This is a genomic window from Akkermansia massiliensis, assembly GCF_018847375.1.
GTDB lineage: Bacteria > Verrucomicrobiota > Verrucomicrobiia > Verrucomicrobiales > Akkermansiaceae > Akkermansia > Akkermansia massiliensis.
This window is the reverse complement of the sequence record NZ_CP072036.1, coordinates 432073-451084: the sequence shown is the minus strand read 5'-3', so window position 1 is coordinate 451084 and position 19012 is coordinate 432073. Positions and strand designations below refer to the sequence as shown.

Genomic DNA, 19012 nt, shown 5'->3' with positions numbered 1-19012 from the left:
TTGGATAAAATTGAGAATAACTTGGAAATGGGGTTGACGTCAGCAAAATACGATAATATTCTCACATAATAATCAGGAAATAATTGGTTATGTTAATTAAATTCAAACATTTCATAGGAACACTCGCATTGGTTTTCCCCCTGCTGGGGGGATGGTCCGCAGGAGAAGTCAAATCTGTCCAGATCCCGGAACAACTGCCGGAATGCCCGGTGCGCTTCATCCGCGGTACTCTGGTGGCGCAGGATGGAGCTATATGGGCCGTGGGGGAGAGGGAAAGCGTTTACCGCCTTCAAGTCGGCGACAGGGCGTACGAGAAGTCGTGGCTCAACATGGATTATTATTCCGGCTTTCCCAAAGGAAAGAATTTCACCTGCATTGCGGAGGACAGGCAGGGCCGCATCTGGGTGGGCACGGACGACAGCGGCGTGGCCGTTTTCAACGGGAGGGAGTGGAAGACGTATGACCGCGGCAATGCCCTGAACGGAGAGCATGTTTATGCGCTGGCCGTCTCTCCCGTTTCCGGGGAGGTGGCCGTTGCCACGTCCGGAGGCGTGTCCGTTTATGATCCCGGGAATGATTCATGGAAGGCGCTGGACCGGTCTACGGGACTGGTGGAAGACCAGGCGGCTTCCGCCGGCTTTGACGCCAGGGGGAATCTGTGGCTGGCCTATGCCTGCGGCGGTATCTCGTATTCACCGCGCAAGTCGGGGTACATGCAGTGGAAGAACGTGCAGGCGCCGTGGTACTGGGACAGCAAGCAGTTTGCCCGGCAGCCGTACCAGCCGTATGGGGACGGGCTGCCTTCCAATATCTGCAATGTTCTGGCCTGTACGGAAAAAGACCAGGTACTGGTAGGCACCTGGTCCGGCCTGGCGTACAGCAACGGCATCAGCTCCTGGCGTTTCTTGCGCGGCCGGGATTATGCCCAGAAGAATAGTAATCTGTATGGTTCCGCTGCGCGGAAGACGGCCGTTCCGGGTGAGGGAAATGCCAAAATGCTGTCGGAAGACTTCGTGTCTTCCATCCTCCGGCAGGGAAAGGATATTTTCATCGGCTACCGGACGCAGGGAGTGGACGTGCTGGATGCCGAAAGGATGACGGTGCGCCAGAGAATCAGGAAGGGACTGGAAAATACGGATGTCCCCTCCCTGCTGGCGCTGAAGGACGGAAGTGTCTGGGCGGCGACGTATGGGAAAGGGCTTGTCAGTCTGAAAAAGGGTTCCCTGTCTTATCAACTGGACAGGAAGCAGCAGGACGATGAGATTCCGTTCCCGTCCCCGGCCCGGATGGAAGACCCTGCCGCAGTCCTGAAGAGACTGGAAAAGCTGGGAGCGGATGCGCATGCGGGGAAGAGCATTGTGTTCCGCGGGGAGGACTGGTCCACGAAGGGGGACTGGTGCGGGAGGTACGGCCTGACGCGCGCCACGCTGTGCGCCACGAATGCCCCCATGAGCAATTCCGAGTTTAAGGCCAAGACCGTGTCGTTCCGAACCCTTTCCTCCGTTCCGGGTTATCCCGGATACCAGGGGGCCGTGTCTTCTTACTGGATCCAGGGATTGATGGGGCTCAACCGCAACAAGGGGGATGCCCTGCGCTGGTGGGTGCATAGCATCAAGGAGAATGATAACCGCAACATTCTTTTCGATCCCACGGATTCCGTGCGGACGGAGGCGGAGTGGGACGACCACGGGGAAGTGTATCCGGGCTTTGTGGACGGTCCCGACATTTGGACCGTTGTGGAAGTGCCGGAGGGCGTCCATGAAATAGCCCTGTATTTCTATAATCCCAACGGTTATCTTTCCAATGAATCCAGGCGGGATTACGTGGTGGAAGCCAGAAGGCATCCTTCCACCTCCTCCCTCGTCTTCCAGTTCAACAATGTGGGAGACCTCGCGATAGGGGAACAGAACAAATGGGGGAAAATTCTTACCGCCGCCATGGAGCAGTGGTATTCCTTCCCGGTGGAAGCGCGCACGCGCGTTTCCAGATTTGCGGGTTCCGGGGTTTATAAGAGGTTCATGTGCAGGAAGGGGGGAATCTACCTGTTCCGTGTTTGCCGCAACGGTTCCTTCAATACCATTTTAAACGGCGTATTCGTGAATGAAAAGATTCCGTGGGAAATCCGCATGCCGGAGGAACTGCCCTATTATGTGGCCGGCCAGCTCGCGGGCATTGTTCCCACTCCAGAGAGAGTGAACGGAGCCACCCTGGGGCAGAGGGAGAAGGCCGTGTGCAAGCCCCTCTATGAGCTGCAATACACGCGCAAGTACCTGACGCCTGCGGCGTGCAGCCTTCAGAACAGGTATATTCTCTCCCTGTGGTGGCAGGCCCGGGAGAACCGGGCGGAGGGCGGCTGCCTGGCGGATTGCCTCCAGTGGGAAGCCAGAGTCAGTGACGACCGGGTAAGGGCTTCCTTTGATGAAACCATGAAGCGCTCATGGGACCAGAGCCAGATTTATTACATCGGCAACCGGTCCCGGGATTTCATGCCTAATGCTCCGGGCACCGTTCCTTTCTCCCCCAGGGAACTGCGCCTCATGGCCAAGCTGCGCATCGACTGGCGGCAGTACCGGGACGATGCGAAAAATCCTCCTGAAAAAACTGTTCAGGAAATGAAGGAATTCCTCAAAAAGGAATTATTAAAACAACAACAAACCAGAAAACAACAATGAACAAAATTGCCTGTGCAATTATGGTTTCTCTCTCAGGGACCTGCTTCCTGAAAGGGGAAATAGCTCCGCCGGAAACGGAGTGGAAAGGGGCGCGCCTCATTTATGAAGGGGTCTCCATCCAGAACGAGGTGACTCTCCCTCAAAAGGGGGTCATGTACCATGATGAGGATAAATTATCCTTCAACATTACAAATGCCACCATCGAGATGACTACCAGCCTCTCCAAGAAGCCGCAATGCGGAAAGGAGTGGTGCTACAAGGGCATCAGCCACATCATTATCAAATATTGTGGTCCGATCGCCGAGCCTGATGACGGAGGGACCATCTACTTCGAGCCGACCTACAATCATCACGTTTGGTTTGATAATGACAAGTATGGACAATGGGGAATTATGTTCTCCAAAGTTTATATCATCACCCGCATCAAAAATGCGAATATCGAGGATACCAAAGACTATGGCATCAGCGGGGAGGACGGAAGCATCTTTTTCCAATACGTGGAAAAGATGATGGCTGAAATGTGAGCTGCGCCCGGTTTCCGCGGATGAAGATTATCGTCCGCTGATTCCGGTCATTCAGGCGCCGGAGGTCTGCAAGTGAGGGCCTTCGGCGCCTTTTTAATGCAACCGGAACCCGGGTTGCGCAGCTCCGGGTGAAGGCGGCAGCAATTCCGCTCTGCTTGATGGAAGGTACGGGCTTCCTGTTCGTGAAAGGCACCCTGTGCCTGGGAAACCTGATGGGATTGAAAAAGAACAATGCCTGGGAAGGATAGTCCAAGCGGCAGTATCCCGGTTGCTGAAACAAAAGCCGGAGGGCATGAAGCCCCTCCGGTTTTTGTTGCGGGTTGATTCAGCAGTTTTTAGGGCGCTTCACAGTACACCGTTCCGTAGGAGTCGCTGCCTCCGGCCCCCTTGAATCTGGCCTTGACCGTGTAGGATGCCCCTTGCCTGGCTTCCGGAACGTTCAGGATGTACTGGATATTTTTCTGATCGGTACCGCTCCTGCCCGAATGAGCGTCCCGGGCAATTTCCTTCTCACCTTCATACAGGGCCACGGATTCGATTTCAATGGCGTGTGCCCCCTTGTCGTAGAGCAGGGTCACGGTGTATTTGCCGGGAACCTTGACCAGTTTGGTGACGTCGAACGAATGCTCCTGTCCGGACAGGTCGTCAGGCGTCCATGTGCCGATCTGCGGCGTGTTGAAAAAGTCGGACTTGTCTATCCGGTTGATCACATCCCCGGCGTACTTGATGCCCATCAGGTCCATGCGCCCGCTATATTCCTTCAAGCGCTTTTTAAAATCCGGGAAATCCTTTTTCCCGGCAGGTGTCCAGCCCACTTCCGCAAAGGCGCAGGCCCGGGGGAATGCCTGGTGGTGGAGGCGCTCCGTATTGGCAATCCATTCCGTCCATACCTGCGTCCCCAGCCCCTTGACCCTGGAATGGTACTGTTCCTCCAGGCCCGGGAAAATGGGCTCGAAGCCGTATGCCTTTTGCAGGGAAATTCTGCCGTAGCTGTAATCAAGGTAAGTGGAGCTGTGGAGGGAATTGATGACCTCATGCCCGTCCTTGATGGCGTTTTTAGCCAGGTCCGTATTCCCTTTCCAGAAGTGGATGACGGCGTTCGTGTCCAGTTTGGTTCCGGCTTTGCCTCCGCCGTCCCCGTTGACGTCATGGCCGTAAATCTCATTCCAGCCCATCATGCGGCGCCCTTTTTTGGCGACGATGCCGGACATGCGGTTGGTGAAGTACATCTGGACGTCCGCATAACTCTTCATGTTGTTCTTTTTCATGAACGCCTCAATTTCCGGAACGTCCTTCCATTGCTGGGCATAGCGCACTTCATCGCCGCCGATATGGATGATCCTGCTGGGGAACAGCGCCACGACTTCATCCAGTACGTCGGACAGGAAGGCATAGGTCTTTTCCGAGGTAGGGTCAAAGGCCGTGTTGACGATGAACGTGGTGGGCACTTCCCTGGGTGATTTCAAGCTCAGGAACGGGTACGCTGCGGCAGCCGCGCTGGCGTGGCCCGGCATTTCAATTTCAGGGACGATGGTGATATTGCGCCGGGCCGCGTATTGAACGATGTCCCTGATCTGCTCCTGGGTATAAAAGCCTTCATGCGGCGTGCCGTCGGACTTGCCGCTGTTCCACGTACCGGTTTCGGATTCCCTGCGCCTGGAACCGATGGTGGTCAGACGGGGATACTTCTTGATTTCAATGCGCCATCCGACGTCGTCCGTCAGGTGCCAGTGCAGGATGTTCATTTTCAACAGGGCCATCTGGTCGATGATCTGCTTGATGGCTTTTTCACCGAAAAAGTGGCGCGCTTCATCAATCATCAGCGCACGCCAGGAGAACCGCGGGTAGTCCACCATGTTGAACGGAGCTCCGGAAATATTCCACTGGACGGCGGATTTGTCCGCCTTCCGGTCGTGGAAAATGACGGGCATCATCTGGATCAGGCTTTGCCCGGCGTAAAAAATGCCTTTGGCATGGGCGGCTGAAAGAATGATTCCCCTGGGGGAGGATTGGATGGAGTAGGCTTCCTCCCCCTTCGCGGCCAGGGCCGGGTCCTTTTTAATGATGATGCAGGCGGCATTCTCCGGCGCTTCTCCGGGCGTTTTAAGGGGGAGGGGCAGTCCGGTTCCTTCGCCGAGCATCTGCTGCAATTGCCTGGCGCGGTTCAGGAAAGCCTTGTCCTGCGTCGCGGTAATGATGGCGGACGCCGGCGTGAGCTGGGCAGGCTTCCCGTGGAACACCGTGATTTCTGCCGGTTTCGGGATAATTTGTTCTTGCGAAAATGCCGCGGGAAGGCAGGCGGACAGAACGAGCGCGGGAATAAGGAACTTCATGAATACGGTCTTGGATACAAATCCTGCTGACACAATCTTTCAATGGAGGTTTGTTTTTTGGCTCTGGAGGCTGCATATTGTTTTTTCCATGGTGTCCCATTTTCAGAAGGCATTTTATCCGGCTGCGGGCGGAGTATCGGCTTGCAGTAAAAAACGGAGCGGGAGTACAACATGGAAGGATGCCGTCCTCGTCCGGATGCGCCGCCCCAGAAAACGCCTGTCCAACCATAAATGAATATGAAAACGAACACTGCGACTCAACTATTGCTGGCGGCCTGTGCGGGTGTGCTGTCATGCCCCGGCGCCTGGGGTTCCACGACGGTTTGCCAGGATCAGTCCTACTACCTGAAGACGGCCTGCCCCCATCCCCTTTCCCTGGCCGGCCCCACGGATGACCGGGTTTATCTGCGCTTCCAGACGGGATGGGCCAGCAAGTACGAGTGCGAGGGTCTTGACCTGTGGGACGGCTCCCTGTGCATGTTCGTTCCTGAAATACAGTACAAGGAATGGGTGGGGAAGATATGGTACGGCGTTTCCACGGACCACCGGAACCATGCGGAATTAAAGTACCGGCTGGATTACATCAAGGAGCTGGGGAACTGGACGGTGATGCCCTGGTATGAGCACAGCTTTGTTTTTCCGGGGGACAAGGGCATCCCGCGCCCCGGCCTGAAGACGACCTATCATTTTTCCGACCGCTGGTTCGGCGGCACGGACCTCTACTGGCAGTATAACAACCATACGTTCCGCGGCTATTACGCCGTGTTTGCGGGGTTGCACGAGGAGATCGCGGATTGCGTGAGGGTGGATGCCGTGGTGCGTTACGGCTACAACGGGGGGTACGTGGGCCCGGTGGTGCACCACGGATCCAACGCCCTGGATTACAACCTGAGTTTTACCTTCCGCGCTACCTCGCGCCTGACCGTGGAATTGTTCACCAACTACAGCCAGGCGCTGACCGTGGTGAAGCAGAGGGACCTGGGGGATGATTTTTATTACGGCATCAACCTGAAATATACGTTCTGACGCCCGGGCCGCTCCGGTGCCGCCTGGGGGCTTCCGCGCACTTTCACGGCCTGGCGAACTGGAAGTGCATCCAGTCGTAATTCCTCTCGCGTCCCAGGGAAAAGGCCCCCTCCTTTTCTACGATGGACCAGAAGGCATCGTATTCCGGTCCGGAAAAGACGGCTTCCGGCGCGCTCATGTACAGGGTATTGCGTTCGGGGTCCATGTCTATCGCAATGCCCCACGCGTGCAGGGACGGGCGGGAGCCTCCGCGGATGGGGCGGTTGTTGAAGCAGCCTCCGTAAACGTCCAGCCGCAGTTCGCGGATGCGCTCCATGCCGTAATGTTCCAGCGTGCGCTGGAAAATCCTGGTGAGCGGCACGGCGATGAAACGGTGGCAGGTAATGGACGCAAGCTCCGTGTCTGGGGACCAGGACGGCCTCAGCGGATAGGGCAGCGGAACCGTAACCAGGGAGGCCGGGTCCCCCGGCTGTCCGAAGATGGAATGGCCGGAAAGCACTTCCCGTTCCGTGGGCCAGACGGAGGCGGGATGTTTGAGGCCGTACAGCTGGCTGCCTGAAATGACGCAGGCAATCAGCAGAAGCGCCTGCTTCCGGAGGCGCGGGGATAGCCGTGGCGGAGGTTGCGGCGTGCGGTCAGGCATGGGAAAAGGGGTTGGGGTTCTTCCGGTGTAGCAGGTTTCCGGCGCGGTGCAAGACCTTTGCCGGGCAGGCGCCTTCTCCGGAGGGAGCGGCCTTCCGCGTCTTGCGGCCCTTCACGGATGAAGCACTGCAGGTATTTTCTGCGGCATCGAACATCCGGAGGCGTTTTTTTGTCACAATGGAATAATATTGCCGCTTTGCCCATGAATTCTCCATCCCCCCAGCCCCAGCCGCCGCCGGATTCCGTCTGGTACGGGTGGATTTTAAGGCTGTTCCATCATTGGAAGGTGGGGGAAAGGCAGGTCACTTACGTGTGGGCCGTGATCGTGGGGGTGGTGGGCGCCAGCATGTCCCTGTTTTTTGAGTGGACGGTGGAAGTGATTCAATGGCTGCTCACGGGCATCTGGTCGGATTCCCGCGTAGGCACCTTTTCCCAGGTGGAGCCTGAGTGGCGCATGTTTATTCCGGTGGTGGGCGGCCTGGCGGCCGGCTGCATCCTGCTGTTCCTGAAAAAAAGGATGCCGGGACAGGCCACGGAATACATGGAGGCCATGTCCATCGGAAACGGGCTGATCAAATTCCGGGCGTCCGCCCTGAAGGTGTTTTCCGCGGCATGGAGCATTGCTTCCGGAGCGGCCATCGGCAAGGAAGGGCCTATCATCCAGTCCTCCGCCCTGATCGCGTCCGCGGTGGGGCAGCGGCTGCACGTGTCCATTCCGCGGCTCCGGCTGCTGGTCGGCTGCGGGGCGGCGGCCGGGTTCACCACGGCGTTCCATGCCCCCTTTGCCGGGTGCCTGTTCGTGAGTGAAATCATCATCGGCACCGTGAGCATGGATATTCTGGCGCCTCTGCTGATTGCCTCCTGCACCGGGTTCGCCATGCTGCACCTGCTGGGGGATCCCGCCCCGCTGTACAGTTCCCCGTTTGAAAGCTTTACCGTCTTTTCCCAGTCCCTGTGGTGCATTGCGCTGGGAGTGGCGGCCGCCGTGGCGGCCAGGGGATGGGTCAGCCTGCTGGATGTAGCTACCAGGTATTTGAACGGCCGCCAGTCCCTCCTGCCGCTGCGCCTGATGGCCGCCGGACTGGTTGTGGGGGTGCTGGCGGTTTTTTATCCGGAGGTGGTGGGCAACGGGCAGGCCCTGATTACCGGGCTGGTGGATGAAGATTACAGCACGCAGCAGGCGTTTATCCTGCTTCTGGTGAAGGTGTCCGCCGTGGCGATCGTGTTCGGCTGCGGTACGGTGGGCGGAGCCATGACGCCCACGCTGTATGTGGGAAGCATGGTCGGGTTTATTTTCAGTACGGTCCTGACGTCTCTGGGCATGGAGGGCAACCATACGGTGGCGTATGCGATGGTGGGGATGGCGGCCTTTTTTGCCGTGGCGGCCCAGGCTCCCCTGACCGCGCTGGTGATGGTGGTGGAGTTCTCCATGAGCGGGGAAATGATTTACCCGCTCCTGATCGGCGTGGTGAGCGCTTATGGAACGGGGCGGCTGATTCGCGCGCGGTCCATGTATGCCGCCAGCCTGTCCGGAAGTCCGGAATCCGTGGTCAACCTGCCCATGGCGCAGGTCCATGTGCATGACCTGGCTCGCCATGTGGTGCCCCAGGTGGCGCCGGACGCTTCCCTGGACGACGTTTCCTCCCTGATGCTGCGGAATCCCGGAGACCTGATTTTTGTGGTGAAAAAGGACGGGACTTATGAGGGTGCCATTTATCCGGATGACTTTCTGGCTGTCCGCCGGCAGATGGAGGAGAAGGGGAAGAGCCCTCCTCCCACCGCCGAGGAGCTGATCCGCGCGGGCGCTCCCGTGCTGGATGCCGGCACCCATCTGACGGATGCCCTGAAATTGTTTGAACAGACCCATCTGCCCGCCTTTCCCGTGGTCTGGAAAAATACCGGGCGGCTGGATGGCGTCCTGTACCGCAACGCGCTGTTCCAGGTCATCACGGAAATGATGAAAAGGGAGTCCGGCGGAGATGTGGGCATGTGAAACGGGAGGAAAGAGGCGCCATGCATTACAATTTTGTAAACTTCTTTTCTCCTTCGTTCATAACATCATCAAAGTTAAGTACTAGAACGTTACCTTCATTTCCCGCGGCAGCTTTTTCCCCGGCTGCATGACGGTGGAAGAAAAAGTAGTTGGTCTGCCAGGACCGTACGGTTAATATTCGCCCAGCCCCGGACTTCATGAATGAAATAAACAAGTCACCGGATTTGGAAATGGTCGTGCTACAGGAAATCAGCTCCGCCATTGTCAATGAACGCAACGGCACGGCGCTGCTCCGGCATATTCTGGACGTGCTCTACCGCCGCATGAAGATGCTGCGCGGCACCTTCACCATCCGCCGCGGGAATGATCTGATGATAGAAGCGTCCCACGGCCTGGACGAGCAGGAGATGAAGCGCGGCCATTACCATGTGGGGGAGGGCATTACGGGCCATGTGGCGGAAACGGGGAGGCCCCATGTGATTGAGGACATTTCCCGGGATTCCAGGTTCCTGAACCGTACCCGTACCCGCAAGAGCGGGGAAAAGGTGGCGTTCATCTGCGTGCCCATCATTCATTTGCAGCAGGTGATCGGCACCTTGAGCATTGACCGCCCCGTGGACAGGGAAACGGACCTGGAACGGGACCAGAAGCTGCTGGAGATTGTGGGCAACATCGTGGGGGACGCGCTGGCGGCCAGCCTGCAGGCGCATGAGGAACGGGCGGCCCTGATGGCGGAGAACGAGAAACTGCGCCAGCTTTTAACAACCAATCCGGGCGAACTGATCGGCAACTGCCGCCCCATGCTCCAGGTGTATGAACAGATACGCCAGGTAGCCCCCAGCGACGCCACGGTGCTGATCCGGGGCAGTTCCGGAACGGGGAAGGAGCTGGTAGCGCGCGCCGTAGTGAACCTGAGCGGCAGGAAGGACAAGCCGCTGGTGACGCTGAACTGTGCGGCCATGCCGGAAAACCTGCTGGAAAGCGAGTTGTTCGGCCATGAAAAAGGCTCCTTCACCGGAGCCACCAGCCGCCGCATCGGCCGGGCGGAGGCGGCGGACGGAGGTACCCTGTTTCTGGATGAAATCGGGGATTTGAGCCTCCAGATGCAGGTGAAGCTGCTGCGCTTTCTTCAGGAAAAGACTTTTTCCCGCGTGGGGAGCAACAGGGAGCTTCATTCCGACGTGCGCTTCATTGCCGCCACCAGCCGCAATCTGGAGGAATTGATGGCGGAAAACAAATTCCGGGAGGACTTGTACTACCGGCTGAACATTTTCCCCATCGTCATGCCGGACCTCTCCAAGCGCAAGGGGGACATCATGCTGCTGGCGGAACACTTTCTTTCCAAGTTCAACCTGAAATACGGGAAAGATATCAAGCGGCTGTCCACGCCAGCCATCAACATGCTCATGGCCTACCACTGGCCCGGCAACGTGCGGGAGCTGGAAAACTGCATGGAGCGTGCAGTCATCACGGCGCAGGACGACTGCATTTACGGTTACAACCTGCCCGCCTCCCTCCAAATGCCCAGCCATGACGCTCCGTCTTCCCGTAACGGAGAGGATCATGCAGACTTGCCGACGATGGTGGATTCCTTTGAACGGGAATTGATTGTGGCCGCGCTGAAACGCTCTCCGGGCAACATGTCCGCAGCGGCGCGGGAACTGGGCATTTCCCCACGGGTGCTCCATTATAAAATGCACAGGCTGGGCCTGCAAAAATCATGAAAGGCCTTCGTCAGCTTCTGTCCGCCGTTTCCCGGTCCTTTTATTTGAGCATGCGCTTCCTGCCCCGGGAGATGCGCCCCGGCGTGGCCGTGGGCTATCTGCTGGCGCGCGCTACGGATACGGTGGCGGATACCGTGGACATGGATTGCCGGGAACGCCTGGCGCTGCTGAGGATGATGGGCGCGACGGTAGCCGGGGACGCCTCCCGGGAGGCCGCCGCCTCCTGTTTTGGCCGTCTGGGCATTCTTTCCACCGTCCAGACGCACCGGGGGGAGGCGGAGCTGCTGGCCCGTTTCCCCGAATGCCTGGCGCTGCTGGAAGCCCTTTCCCCCCGTGAGCAGATGCTCGTGAGGCAGGTGCTGTCCACCATTGTGGAGGGGCAGGCGTGGGATTTGGAATATTTTGAAGCCCGTTCCTCGGTTTCATGTCCCGAACAACTGGAGCATTATACCTACATGGTGGCCGGCTGCGTGGGAGAATTCTGGACCAGGCTGGGCCTGCTGGCGCTGGGGTCAGGCTTCAGCACGCAGCCGGAGGACCAGCTTTTACGCTGGGGCAGGCACTACGGCATGGGGCTGCAATTGGTGAACATTCTGCGCGACCGGGAGGAGGACCTCTCCCGTGGAAGAAGCTATTTGCCTACTCCCGATGTTCAGCCGTGGCTGGACCGGGCGGAACGCTGGCTGAAGGAAGGCGTGTTTTATGCGGAATCCCTCCGGAACGGGCGGCTGCGTTTTTCCACCGTGCTGCCCGCATGGCTGGGGCTGGATACGCTGGAACTGCTCCAACGGCAGGAACAGCCGGGGACAGGAAAGGTAAAAATCACGCGCGGGAACGTTTATTCCCGCATGTGGAAGGCCTTTCTCTTTTCCTGGAAGGAAGCCCTGTAGCCTACGCGGCGGTTTTGCCGGGTTCCGGAGCGGGCGGAGTGACAGGGGAGGCTGCCGGGGCCGGATTTTCCGCCGGGGCATCCGCCTTCTTCTGGTCGTTCGCGGGTGTTTCCGCAGGATTGCCGCTCCCTTGTTTGGGCGCGGGGGGAGCGGGCGGCGGCTTGGGCGCCAGCAGGTCCTCCCACTGGTGGAGCTTGAAATCCTTTCCCATGCCGCCGATGTCATGGAGCAGCTCCTGGCATTTGGCTGTAAGCTTCTCGTAGTCGGGCGGTCCGGCTTCCGGATCCGCGGAACCGGGGAAGATCAGGTAGCTGACTACCAGGTCGGAAACGGGGCGGCTGTAAGGCCCCGCCTTGGGGTTGATTTCACGGCTCAGGCGCAGGGAGCCTTCCCCCGTCTTGTAGCGCGGTCCGGCGTCTCCCACCAGGGCCGGGTACAACTTGTCCCCCACGATGACGACGGCGTAATCCCCGAACTGCGGGGAAAAGGGAGAGGATTGGTTGACCACTCCCAGCGGGACCACGATGAACGGATCGTATTCCGAGATCAGGAAACTGTACCGCTTCAATTCTTCAATGACCCGTTCCGCGTGGTCTATCTTGCGGCGCAGGGCCGGTTTTTCCGCGGCGGAGGCTTTTTCCAGCGTCTTCTTGTAGGAAGCCAGCCTCTGCTGCCAGGGCTTGAGGAGGGGATTGGGCTTGTCCGTGCGCTTCTTCCAGCGGTAGGAAGTGCTGGGCTGGTAGAAGGAGCTTTTCAGGATTTTATCCGGCATGGTGGACAGGCGGTCCCCGTCCGAACCGTCGGAAACAACATCCATTTCACTCTGTAGCCAGAGGAGTTTTCTGCCCGTATCCGGATAGGTGGTTTCCAGAATCGTCTCCGTATCGTAGTAATTATGGCGGTCCAGGAGCTTGAGCAGGGAGGCCAGGTTCTTGCGGATTTCCGTCTGCTTGCGGACGTAAATCTGCCCGTAATAGGGGGAGACCCGCGCATGCTTGAACAGGGTGGACAGGCCGGGAAGCATGGTTCCCAGCTTGGGGTTGATGTTCAGGATGTCCTCCTTCTTTGTCAGGGCCTTGGGCTGCTTGACGTTCAGGGTGAGGGTCATCTGGTAATTGCTTTTAGTCTCCCTGTCCCTGGAAGCCAGGGTGCCGGGCTGGAAATTGACCTGCGTTTTCAGGTTCAGGCCGCGTGCCAGTTCGTAGATATTCGTCATGGCTCCCTCCGCGGGCTTCGTGGGGAGGACGGGCGGGAAGGGGGGATACTGCACCGGAGGGAGGGCAATCGTGCGCTCCGGCGTCCAAGGCGTGGTCAGCCGTGAATCTTCAGGTTCCTTTCCGGAAACGGATGGAGTAAGGGGGGGCGCAGGCTCTTCCTGTCCGGGCTGTTCCGCAGGGATGGATTCATGCGGCGGATAGGCCCCGGAATCCGGGGGCGCCTGTTCGGGTTCCCCTTTCAGGGCCCGGATAATCTGGGCCGGATACGGTGTGAACAGGGATGCCGCCATGGCTGCCAGGCAGATGCAGACTGCAAGCTTGAACCAGGTGAGGCGGGGTGTTCCGCGGCGGTGTGCTTTCATGATGCTGAAGAAGGTGAATCGTTGGGGGCAGGCTGGACTTTCCGCGGGCGCCTGCCCATGAAAAAGCGGATCAGCCCCAGCGGGGCAATGCTCAACAGCAGGGCCGCCAGCCGTATCTTCATGCCGGGGAAGACACGTGCGCGCCCGCGGGACAGGGCGCGGAGGCTGTCTTTCACGACGGTTTCAACGGACGTGTCAAAGGCGTTGCGGCCCGGCATCATGTTTCCGGTAAAGCCGGGGCGCCGGGCCGCTTTTCCGAAGCCCGTGGAAACCGGGCCGGGGCAGACGGCCAGCACGCGGATGCCGTGTTCGCGCAGTTCCAGCCGCAGCGCTTCCGACAGGCTGGAAACATAAGCCTTGGTGGCCGCATAAACGGCAAAATCCGGAATGGGCAGGAGGGCTCCCAGGGAGCTGAGGTTGATGATGTCCCCGCCGTTCCGTTTCATGGAGGGGATCAGCGCATGGCACAGGCGGGTGAGGCTTTCCACGTTCAGGCGCAGCAGGGCGCGGATTTTTTCCCAGCGGCCGTCCGCGAATTCTCCGTAATCCCCGGCTCCCGCATTGTTGATCAGCAGGGTTCTGCCCGGAGGAAGGCTGTCCAGATGTGAAACGAGCGTGTCCAGGGAAGCTTCATCCGCCAGGTCGCAGGGAAAGACGGAGGCGCGCAGGCCGGGGTGGCGTTTTTCCAGCGCGGCGGCAAGCTGGCGCAGGACGTCCCCGTTCCGGGCAATCAGCACCAGTTCCGCCGCATGAGGGGCCAGCGTTCCGGCAAAGGCTTCCCCGAATCCGGACGATGCGCCCGTGATGATAATCCTGTCGTACTGGAGGCGTGGGGTTTGCATGGCGGGTGGGAGCGGTTCGTATCATGGTCAATCCGGTGGGGAACCGCAATGAAAAAGGGGGCTGGAGAACGCAAAAAAGGCGCACCTCCTTTCTTTCCAAAGAGAAAAGAGGGCTGCGCCAACCATGGCGCTTCCCCACCCGGCGAAAGCCTGCCTGCGCTCTCCCGGGAATGAGGGACTCCCGGCCCTCATAGCCATGTCCGGTTAGTAAAAGAGAAAAATGAGCCTAGGTTCCTCTTCGAAAAGCTTTTCAGTACGAAGGCCGGAAAGCCTCCTCCGCTCCGGGGGGAAGGCTTTGTGAGCGGACCGGCTTTCATGGGAACATGGAACCGGTGGTTTTCATCTCCCTCCTTCGGGCAGACGGGGACTCCATGCACCCCAACAAAAAACCGCCTGCCGGGTGAACGGGAGGCGGTTTGATGAAAAAGAAGATTTATTCTTAGGCCTGGGGGGCTTCTTCCTGCACCTGCACCACGCGGAAAGGCACGCGGGAGGCCAGTTCGCCATCAACCGTCAGGTCGATGGAGTAGTTGCCGGGCTTTTCAAAGCGCAGGCCCTGGAAGTTCATAATCAGGTTGCGGGTGAAGAAGGAGGCGCCTTCCGGGAAAGCGGGCACCGGGAAGTTGATCTTGATGGGCATGCGTTCCTTGTCCAGCGGCGTGCCGTCGGCGTCAACGATGCTCAGGCCCAGTTCGTGGGTGCCTTCGTCTTCAGGAGTGAGGCAGATGCGCAGGGCAACGGCGCAGACGGGGTGCACGACGGGGAACTGACGGGCGACCAGGGAGTCAAAACCGCCCTGGATGCAAAGCTTGCCCTGGTAGTCGGCGGCGAAGTCACAAAGAGTAGAAACTAAAATATCCATGTTGTGATAATGTTGATGTATTTGGCTCGCTTTCGCATGGAAAGCATGAACATTGGACAGAACTATACTTCCTCCAGACCTATTGCAAGATAAAGCTGTAGAAAATATTGTCATTTCTCCGTGAAATTCCGGTTGCGCTTGAGGTAGGCCGGGAATCCCTGTACTACTGGTTCCGGCAACGCGTTCCCTGGCATGATCCGATGGTTTTTTGACATACCCTCCAAGCTGATTCACTGGAGGCTGAATCTGGTCAGGACGCTGGGCGCCTACGTGCCGTGGCTGCGCCGGGACGACGGTTCCATGAAAGTGCATGCCGGCACGCTGGTGGACCTGTTTGCCACCATTCTGAGCGGGCGCCGCCACTTGAGCGCGCGCGACGCGGATGCCGCGCTGGACATTCTGCGCTACACCTTCCCGGAAGTGGAGCACCGCTGGCTTTCCAACCGTTTCGAGCGTTCCATGCGGGCCAATCTGACGGTGGCGGATGTGCTGGCTTCCGCCGCCTCCGGCAGGGACGAGACGGAGCGCATGGCGATTGCGCTGGAAGTGCTTTCCCTGCTCATCAACACGGGAGACCCCCGCATGACCGGGGAGCTGTTTGACCAGGTGACGTACGGCCTGGAACTGCCGGGTACGGCAAACCACTTGAGGCAGCTTCTGATGACGCCGGACGTGGAGGCCCAGGAGCCGGCGTACAGCGTCGGTTTTTCCTCCGGCATTGGTGCGGAGGTATCCCTGCCGGAACAGGACAAGGGCATTTCCTTCCGCCTGATCCGGTGTTCGCGCTTGGTGCTGGTGGTGAATGACGGCTCCAGGCCTATTGTGGTGCGCGGCCGCCACCTGCCGCCCGGCGGGGTAATGCCGCTGACCAACGGGCAGGTGGTGCTGCTGCCGTCAGGTCCGCTAAGCTTTGAAGACTTCGCGTTCTTCCTGGATTGCAAGCGTTCCGGCAAGCAGGAAGTATGCTATATTTCCCTGGACAACGGCGCCCTGCAAATCAGCCGGGTGCGTTCACGGGCCAGCGAGGTGCGCGTGAACATGGGGCTGGCGTGCAGGGTGGAGGTTCTGAGGCCGGAAGTGGAATTCGTGGTGGACGGGCGGCGCCTGTACCCCGGTGAGAACGTGCGCATGGCCTACTATTCCTCCTTCACGCTGGACGGGGAGGGGCCTTTTTCCATGGGGGAGGTGCAGAACTCCATGTCGGACATCGGACGCCGCTTCCGCCTGGACCCCGGGACCCGCAAGCTGCGCGTAACCAACCTGCCGGAAAAGGCGCGCAAGGGGGACATGCTGCTGACGCCGGGTCTGGCCGCCGGAGTGGTGCTGGAGGTTTCCTTTTCCAGCGCCACCAATTCCGGCTGGCTGGAAGTGGTGGAGGCTTCCATGCCCCTGCTGCTCAATGGCAGGCCCGTGCGGGGAAGGGTTTCCCTGCGCGACGGGGACGTGGTGCACCTGAACGCCTATCACGCCTTGCGCTGCCGTTTTTCCGCCGGGGTGCTGGATGAAGAATACCACGCCATCAGAACCCTCAGCGTGGAGGGCGTGACCAAGGAATTCATGCGTTCCGGCCGTGTGCTGGACAACATTGACCTGACCGTGAAGCGCGGAGAGATGGTCTGCATCCTGGGCCCCAGCGGATCCGGAAAAAGCACGCTGCTCTCCATGCTGGCCGGGCAGCTTCCGCCCACGCGCGGCTGCATCCGTTACAACAACCAGCTTCTGTACAGCGCTCCGGACCTGATCCGGCCCTACATCGCCTTCATTCCGCGGGAGGACATTCTGGATGCGGCCATGAGCGTTTCCGAGCACATCGCCCAGGCCACCATCATCCGCCGTCCGCGCCTGACCCGGTCGGAGCGCGTCAGGCGGGTGAACGCCATTCTGAAATTCCTGGGACTGACGCACATCGCCTCCCGCCGCGTGGGAGAGATGAATGCGCGCACCATTTCCGACGGAGAGCGCACGCGCCTGAACCTGGGGCTTGACCTGGCGGGCATTGCGGACGTCTTCCTGCTGGACGAGCCCATCAGCGGCCTTTCCACCTCCGACGCCAAGCTGGTCATGCAGACCATGCTGAACATGAGCCGTGACAAGATGGTGATCGCCACCATGCACCGGCCCAGCACGGCCATCCTGAACCAGTTCCAGAAGGTGCTGGTGCTGGACCACGGCGGCCAGATGGCCTACTGGGGGGACGTGCCGGGCATGATGCGCTATTTCCGGAAGGCGGCCGTGGATATGGCCATTGACGTTTCCGAGGAGGCGCGGACGGCCGGCGGCGCGGACTACGTGTTTGAAGTGCTGGAAGCCCCCCTTTCCTGGCATGACCGCCGCAGGCGGCAGCACCCCCGGCTGTGGCAGGAGCGCTTTGAAGGCTACCGGTTCCGCAACGTAATGGGGCACCACCATGAAGGAGGGGCGCCCAGAACGTTGTATGAAGGCACGCTGGAATTCCCGCCTGCCCCCCGGCGCAGCGTGATGCAGCTCTGGCGGCTTTTCCGCATCTGGGCCGTGCGCACCTTCCTGGGCCGCGTGCGGAGCCGCATGGGGCTGTACACCATGCTGCTGGAAGGGCCGGTGCTGGCCCTGCTGATTTCCCTGACCCTGCGCGCCTCTTCCAGCCCGGAATACACGTTTGCCACCGCCCTTCACATACCTTCCTATTTGTTCCTGGCGACCATCGTGGCCATGTTCTTCGGCCTGACCGGGGCGGCCAGCGAAGTGCTCAAGGACCGCGCCCTGCTCAAGCGGGAGAGCAACGCCAAGGTGTTCGTGACCGGTTACGTGCTCGCCAAGGCGCTGGTGCTGACGGGGCTTTCCGCCGTGCAGTCCGCCCTCTTCCTGTGGGTGGGGAACGCCATCCTGGAAATCCATGAAATGTTCCTGATCTACCTGGGGACGATGACCCTGACGGCCTTCATCGGCGTGAGCCTGTCCCTGCTGGTCTCCGTCTTTGCCAAAACGGAGCGCGCGGCTCTCAATATGGTGCCCCTGCTGCTGATTCCCCAGATACTGATGGCCGGGGCCATTGTCCACTTTGATGAAATGAACCAGTTCATCCCGTGGTCCGCCCACCGCACGGATGAACACGGGCGCCTCAAGCCGGGCCGCGTGCCGCTGGTGGCGGAATTCTGCCCCCTGCGCTACTCCTTTGAAACGATGGTGGTGGACCAAGCCTCCAAAAACGTATGGGAAAGGGAGCGTGAAACCATTCAGGAGAAAGTGGACGAGCTCAAGGAGCAGCCCCAATTGGACAACAGAGAATTTGAGGAATTCAAGCTGCTCAAGATGGCGCTCCTGCACATAGCCGCCATCGGGGCGGACGATCCGGAACAGGCCAAGGCCGCGGTCCGGCGGGTACGTAGGGCGGCGGTCAACGGCTATGAGAAAAACTACAGGCAGGTGATTGCGGAACTGGAACAGCAGGGGAAGGGCAAGCCCTCCGTTAAATCCTTTTACGTCAATGACCGCATTGTAATGCTGGATGAATCCGCGGAAATCCAGCGCGTCAGCCGTGATACGCTGGACCGCCCGGAAATTTTCCTGGCGCGCCGCCAGCCCCTGCCGTGGGGCAACACGGGGAAGGCTCCGGACGATCCCGGCTACAGCGCGGACGAAGGAACGGTGCCTACCCCCTGGAAGGACTCCCTGCTGCTGTTCCTGATGGGGGCGGCCCCCCTCTTCATCACGGGGCGCGTGCTCAAGCGGCGTCTGGAAAAGGTCAGGTAGGTTGATCATAAGATGATGCTGCTTATGCATGAACGCTGCTGGAAGATGCGGAGAGGGGTTTCCGTATTTCGCGTGTTTTGATGTGCTGGGGAAGATAAACCAGGCCGTCCGTTCTTTTCCCCGAGGGCTTTGAGTCCGCGGAACAGCATGAAGATGCAGATCAATGCAGTTATTTTGTTGACGTTCTCCCAAGAAT

At 59.5% G+C, this 19012-nt stretch carries 12 protein-coding genes; 7 read left to right on the top strand and 5 right to left on the bottom strand.

Translation table 11 applies throughout. The features are described from left to right. Nucleotides 1-128: 128 nt before the first annotated feature. Together J5W70_RS01955 and J5W70_RS01950 are read left to right on the top strand one after the other, a co-directional pair. On the top strand, nucleotides 129-2672 hold the full coding sequence (locus J5W70_RS01955) for a ligand-binding sensor domain-containing protein (protein ID WP_215832894.1): 2544 nt from the start codon (nucleotides 129-131) through the stop codon (nucleotides 2670-2672). Continuing rightward, a complete protein-coding gene (locus J5W70_RS01950; RefSeq protein WP_102726592.1) occupies nucleotides 2669-3196 on the top strand; it encodes a hypothetical protein in 528 nt (175 codons plus the stop codon). The genes J5W70_RS01955 and J5W70_RS01950 overlap by 4 nt, the downstream gene beginning before the upstream one ends. Nucleotides 3197-3531: 335 nt before the next feature. Here the strand turns inward: J5W70_RS01950 and J5W70_RS01945 are convergent, their stop codons facing one another. Further along, complete coding sequence (locus tag J5W70_RS01945) at nucleotides 3532-5529, bottom strand: beta-N-acetylhexosaminidase (protein WP_022397728.1); 1998 nt, start codon at nucleotides 5527-5529, stop codon at nucleotides 3532-3534. Nucleotides 5530-5766: 237 nt separating this feature from the next. Between J5W70_RS01945 and J5W70_RS01940 the strand changes: the two genes are divergently transcribed. Beyond that, nucleotides 5767-6555: a hypothetical protein gene (locus tag J5W70_RS01940; RefSeq protein ID WP_146018241.1), complete on the top strand. Its 789-nt coding sequence runs from the start codon at nucleotides 5767-5769 to the stop codon at nucleotides 6553-6555. Between the two features lie 43 nt (nucleotides 6556-6598). On the opposite strand, the gene J5W70_RS01935 is transcribed toward J5W70_RS01940, so the two are convergent. After that, nucleotides 6599-7198: a M15 family metallopeptidase gene (locus tag J5W70_RS01935; protein WP_022397730.1), complete on the bottom strand. Its 600-nt coding sequence runs from the start codon at nucleotides 7196-7198 to the stop codon at nucleotides 6599-6601. Between the two features lie 201 nt (nucleotides 7199-7399). On the opposite strand from J5W70_RS01935, the gene J5W70_RS01930 reads away from it, so the two are divergent. From J5W70_RS01930 to J5W70_RS01920, 3 genes are all read left to right on the top strand, one after another. Next, entirely contained in the window at nucleotides 7400-9190 is a 1791-nt protein-coding gene (locus J5W70_RS01930) for a chloride channel protein (protein WP_022397731.1), read from the top strand. Between the two features lie 197 nt (nucleotides 9191-9387). Next, entirely contained in the window at nucleotides 9388-10914 is a 1527-nt protein-coding gene (locus J5W70_RS01925) for a sigma-54 interaction domain-containing protein (protein WP_022397732.1), read from the top strand. Then, nucleotides 10911-11804, top strand: coding sequence for a squalene/phytoene synthase family protein (locus tag J5W70_RS01920; protein ID WP_022397733.1), 894 nt, complete (start codon nucleotides 10911-10913; stop codon nucleotides 11802-11804). The genes J5W70_RS01925 and J5W70_RS01920 overlap by 4 nt, the downstream gene beginning before the upstream one ends. Nucleotide 11805: 1 nt before the next feature. On the opposite strand, the gene J5W70_RS01915 is transcribed toward J5W70_RS01920, so the two are convergent. From J5W70_RS01915 to J5W70_RS01905, 3 genes are all read right to left on the bottom strand, one after another. Further along, nucleotides 11806-13383, bottom strand: coding sequence for a glycoside hydrolase family 75 protein (locus J5W70_RS01915; protein WP_022397734.1), 1578 nt, complete (start codon nucleotides 13381-13383; stop codon nucleotides 11806-11808). Further along, the gene (locus J5W70_RS01910) at nucleotides 13380-14225 is read right to left on the bottom strand and encodes an SDR family NAD(P)-dependent oxidoreductase (RefSeq protein WP_022397735.1); all 846 of its coding nucleotides are present in this window, start codon (nucleotides 14223-14225) and stop codon (nucleotides 13380-13382) included. The genes J5W70_RS01915 and J5W70_RS01910 overlap by 4 nt, the downstream gene beginning before the upstream one ends. Nucleotides 14226-14664: 439 nt before the next feature. Beyond that, complete coding sequence (locus J5W70_RS01905; RefSeq protein WP_022397736.1) at nucleotides 14665-15087, bottom strand: DUF6941 family protein; 423 nt, start codon at nucleotides 15085-15087, stop codon at nucleotides 14665-14667. 192 nt (nucleotides 15088-15279) lie between these two features. Between J5W70_RS01905 and J5W70_RS01900 the strand changes: the two genes are divergently transcribed. Then, on the top strand, nucleotides 15280-18816 hold the full coding sequence (locus J5W70_RS01900) for an ATP-binding cassette domain-containing protein (protein ID WP_022397737.1): 3537 nt from the start codon (nucleotides 15280-15282) through the stop codon (nucleotides 18814-18816). The last annotated feature ends 196 nt before the right edge of the window (nucleotides 18817-19012 follow it).

Excerpts from the sequence above, each read along its gene's own strand:
- J5W70_RS01950 (WP_102726592.1), top strand. The coding sequence starts at position 2,669 with ATGAACAAAATTGCCTGTGCAATTATGGTTTCTCTCTCAGGGACCTGC.
- J5W70_RS01945 (WP_022397728.1), bottom strand. The coding sequence starts at position 5,529 with ATGAAGTTCCTTATTCCCGCGCTCGTTCTGTCCGCCTGCCTTCCCGCG.
- J5W70_RS01940 (WP_146018241.1), top strand. The coding sequence starts at position 5,767 with ATGAAAACGAACACTGCGACTCAACTATTGCTGGCGGCCTGTGCGGGT.
- J5W70_RS01935 (WP_022397730.1), bottom strand. The coding sequence starts at position 7,198 with ATGCCTGACCGCACGCCGCAACCTCCGCCACGGCTATCCCCGCGCCTC.
- J5W70_RS01930 (WP_022397731.1), top strand. The coding sequence starts at position 7,400 with ATGAATTCTCCATCCCCCCAGCCCCAGCCGCCGCCGGATTCCGTCTGG.
- J5W70_RS01925 (WP_022397732.1), top strand. The coding sequence starts at position 9,388 with ATGAATGAAATAAACAAGTCACCGGATTTGGAAATGGTCGTGCTACAG.
- J5W70_RS01920 (WP_022397733.1), top strand. The coding sequence starts at position 10,911 with ATGAAAGGCCTTCGTCAGCTTCTGTCCGCCGTTTCCCGGTCCTTTTAT.
- J5W70_RS01915 (WP_022397734.1), bottom strand. The coding sequence starts at position 13,383 with ATGAAAGCACACCGCCGCGGAACACCCCGCCTCACCTGGTTCAAGCTT.
- J5W70_RS01910 (WP_022397735.1), bottom strand. The coding sequence starts at position 14,225 with ATGCAAACCCCACGCCTCCAGTACGACAGGATTATCATCACGGGCGCA.
- J5W70_RS01905 (WP_022397736.1), bottom strand. The coding sequence starts at position 15,087 with ATGGATATTTTAGTTTCTACTCTTTGTGACTTCGCCGCCGACTACCAG.
- J5W70_RS01900 (WP_022397737.1), top strand. The coding sequence starts at position 15,280 with ATGATCCGATGGTTTTTTGACATACCCTCCAAGCTGATTCACTGGAGG.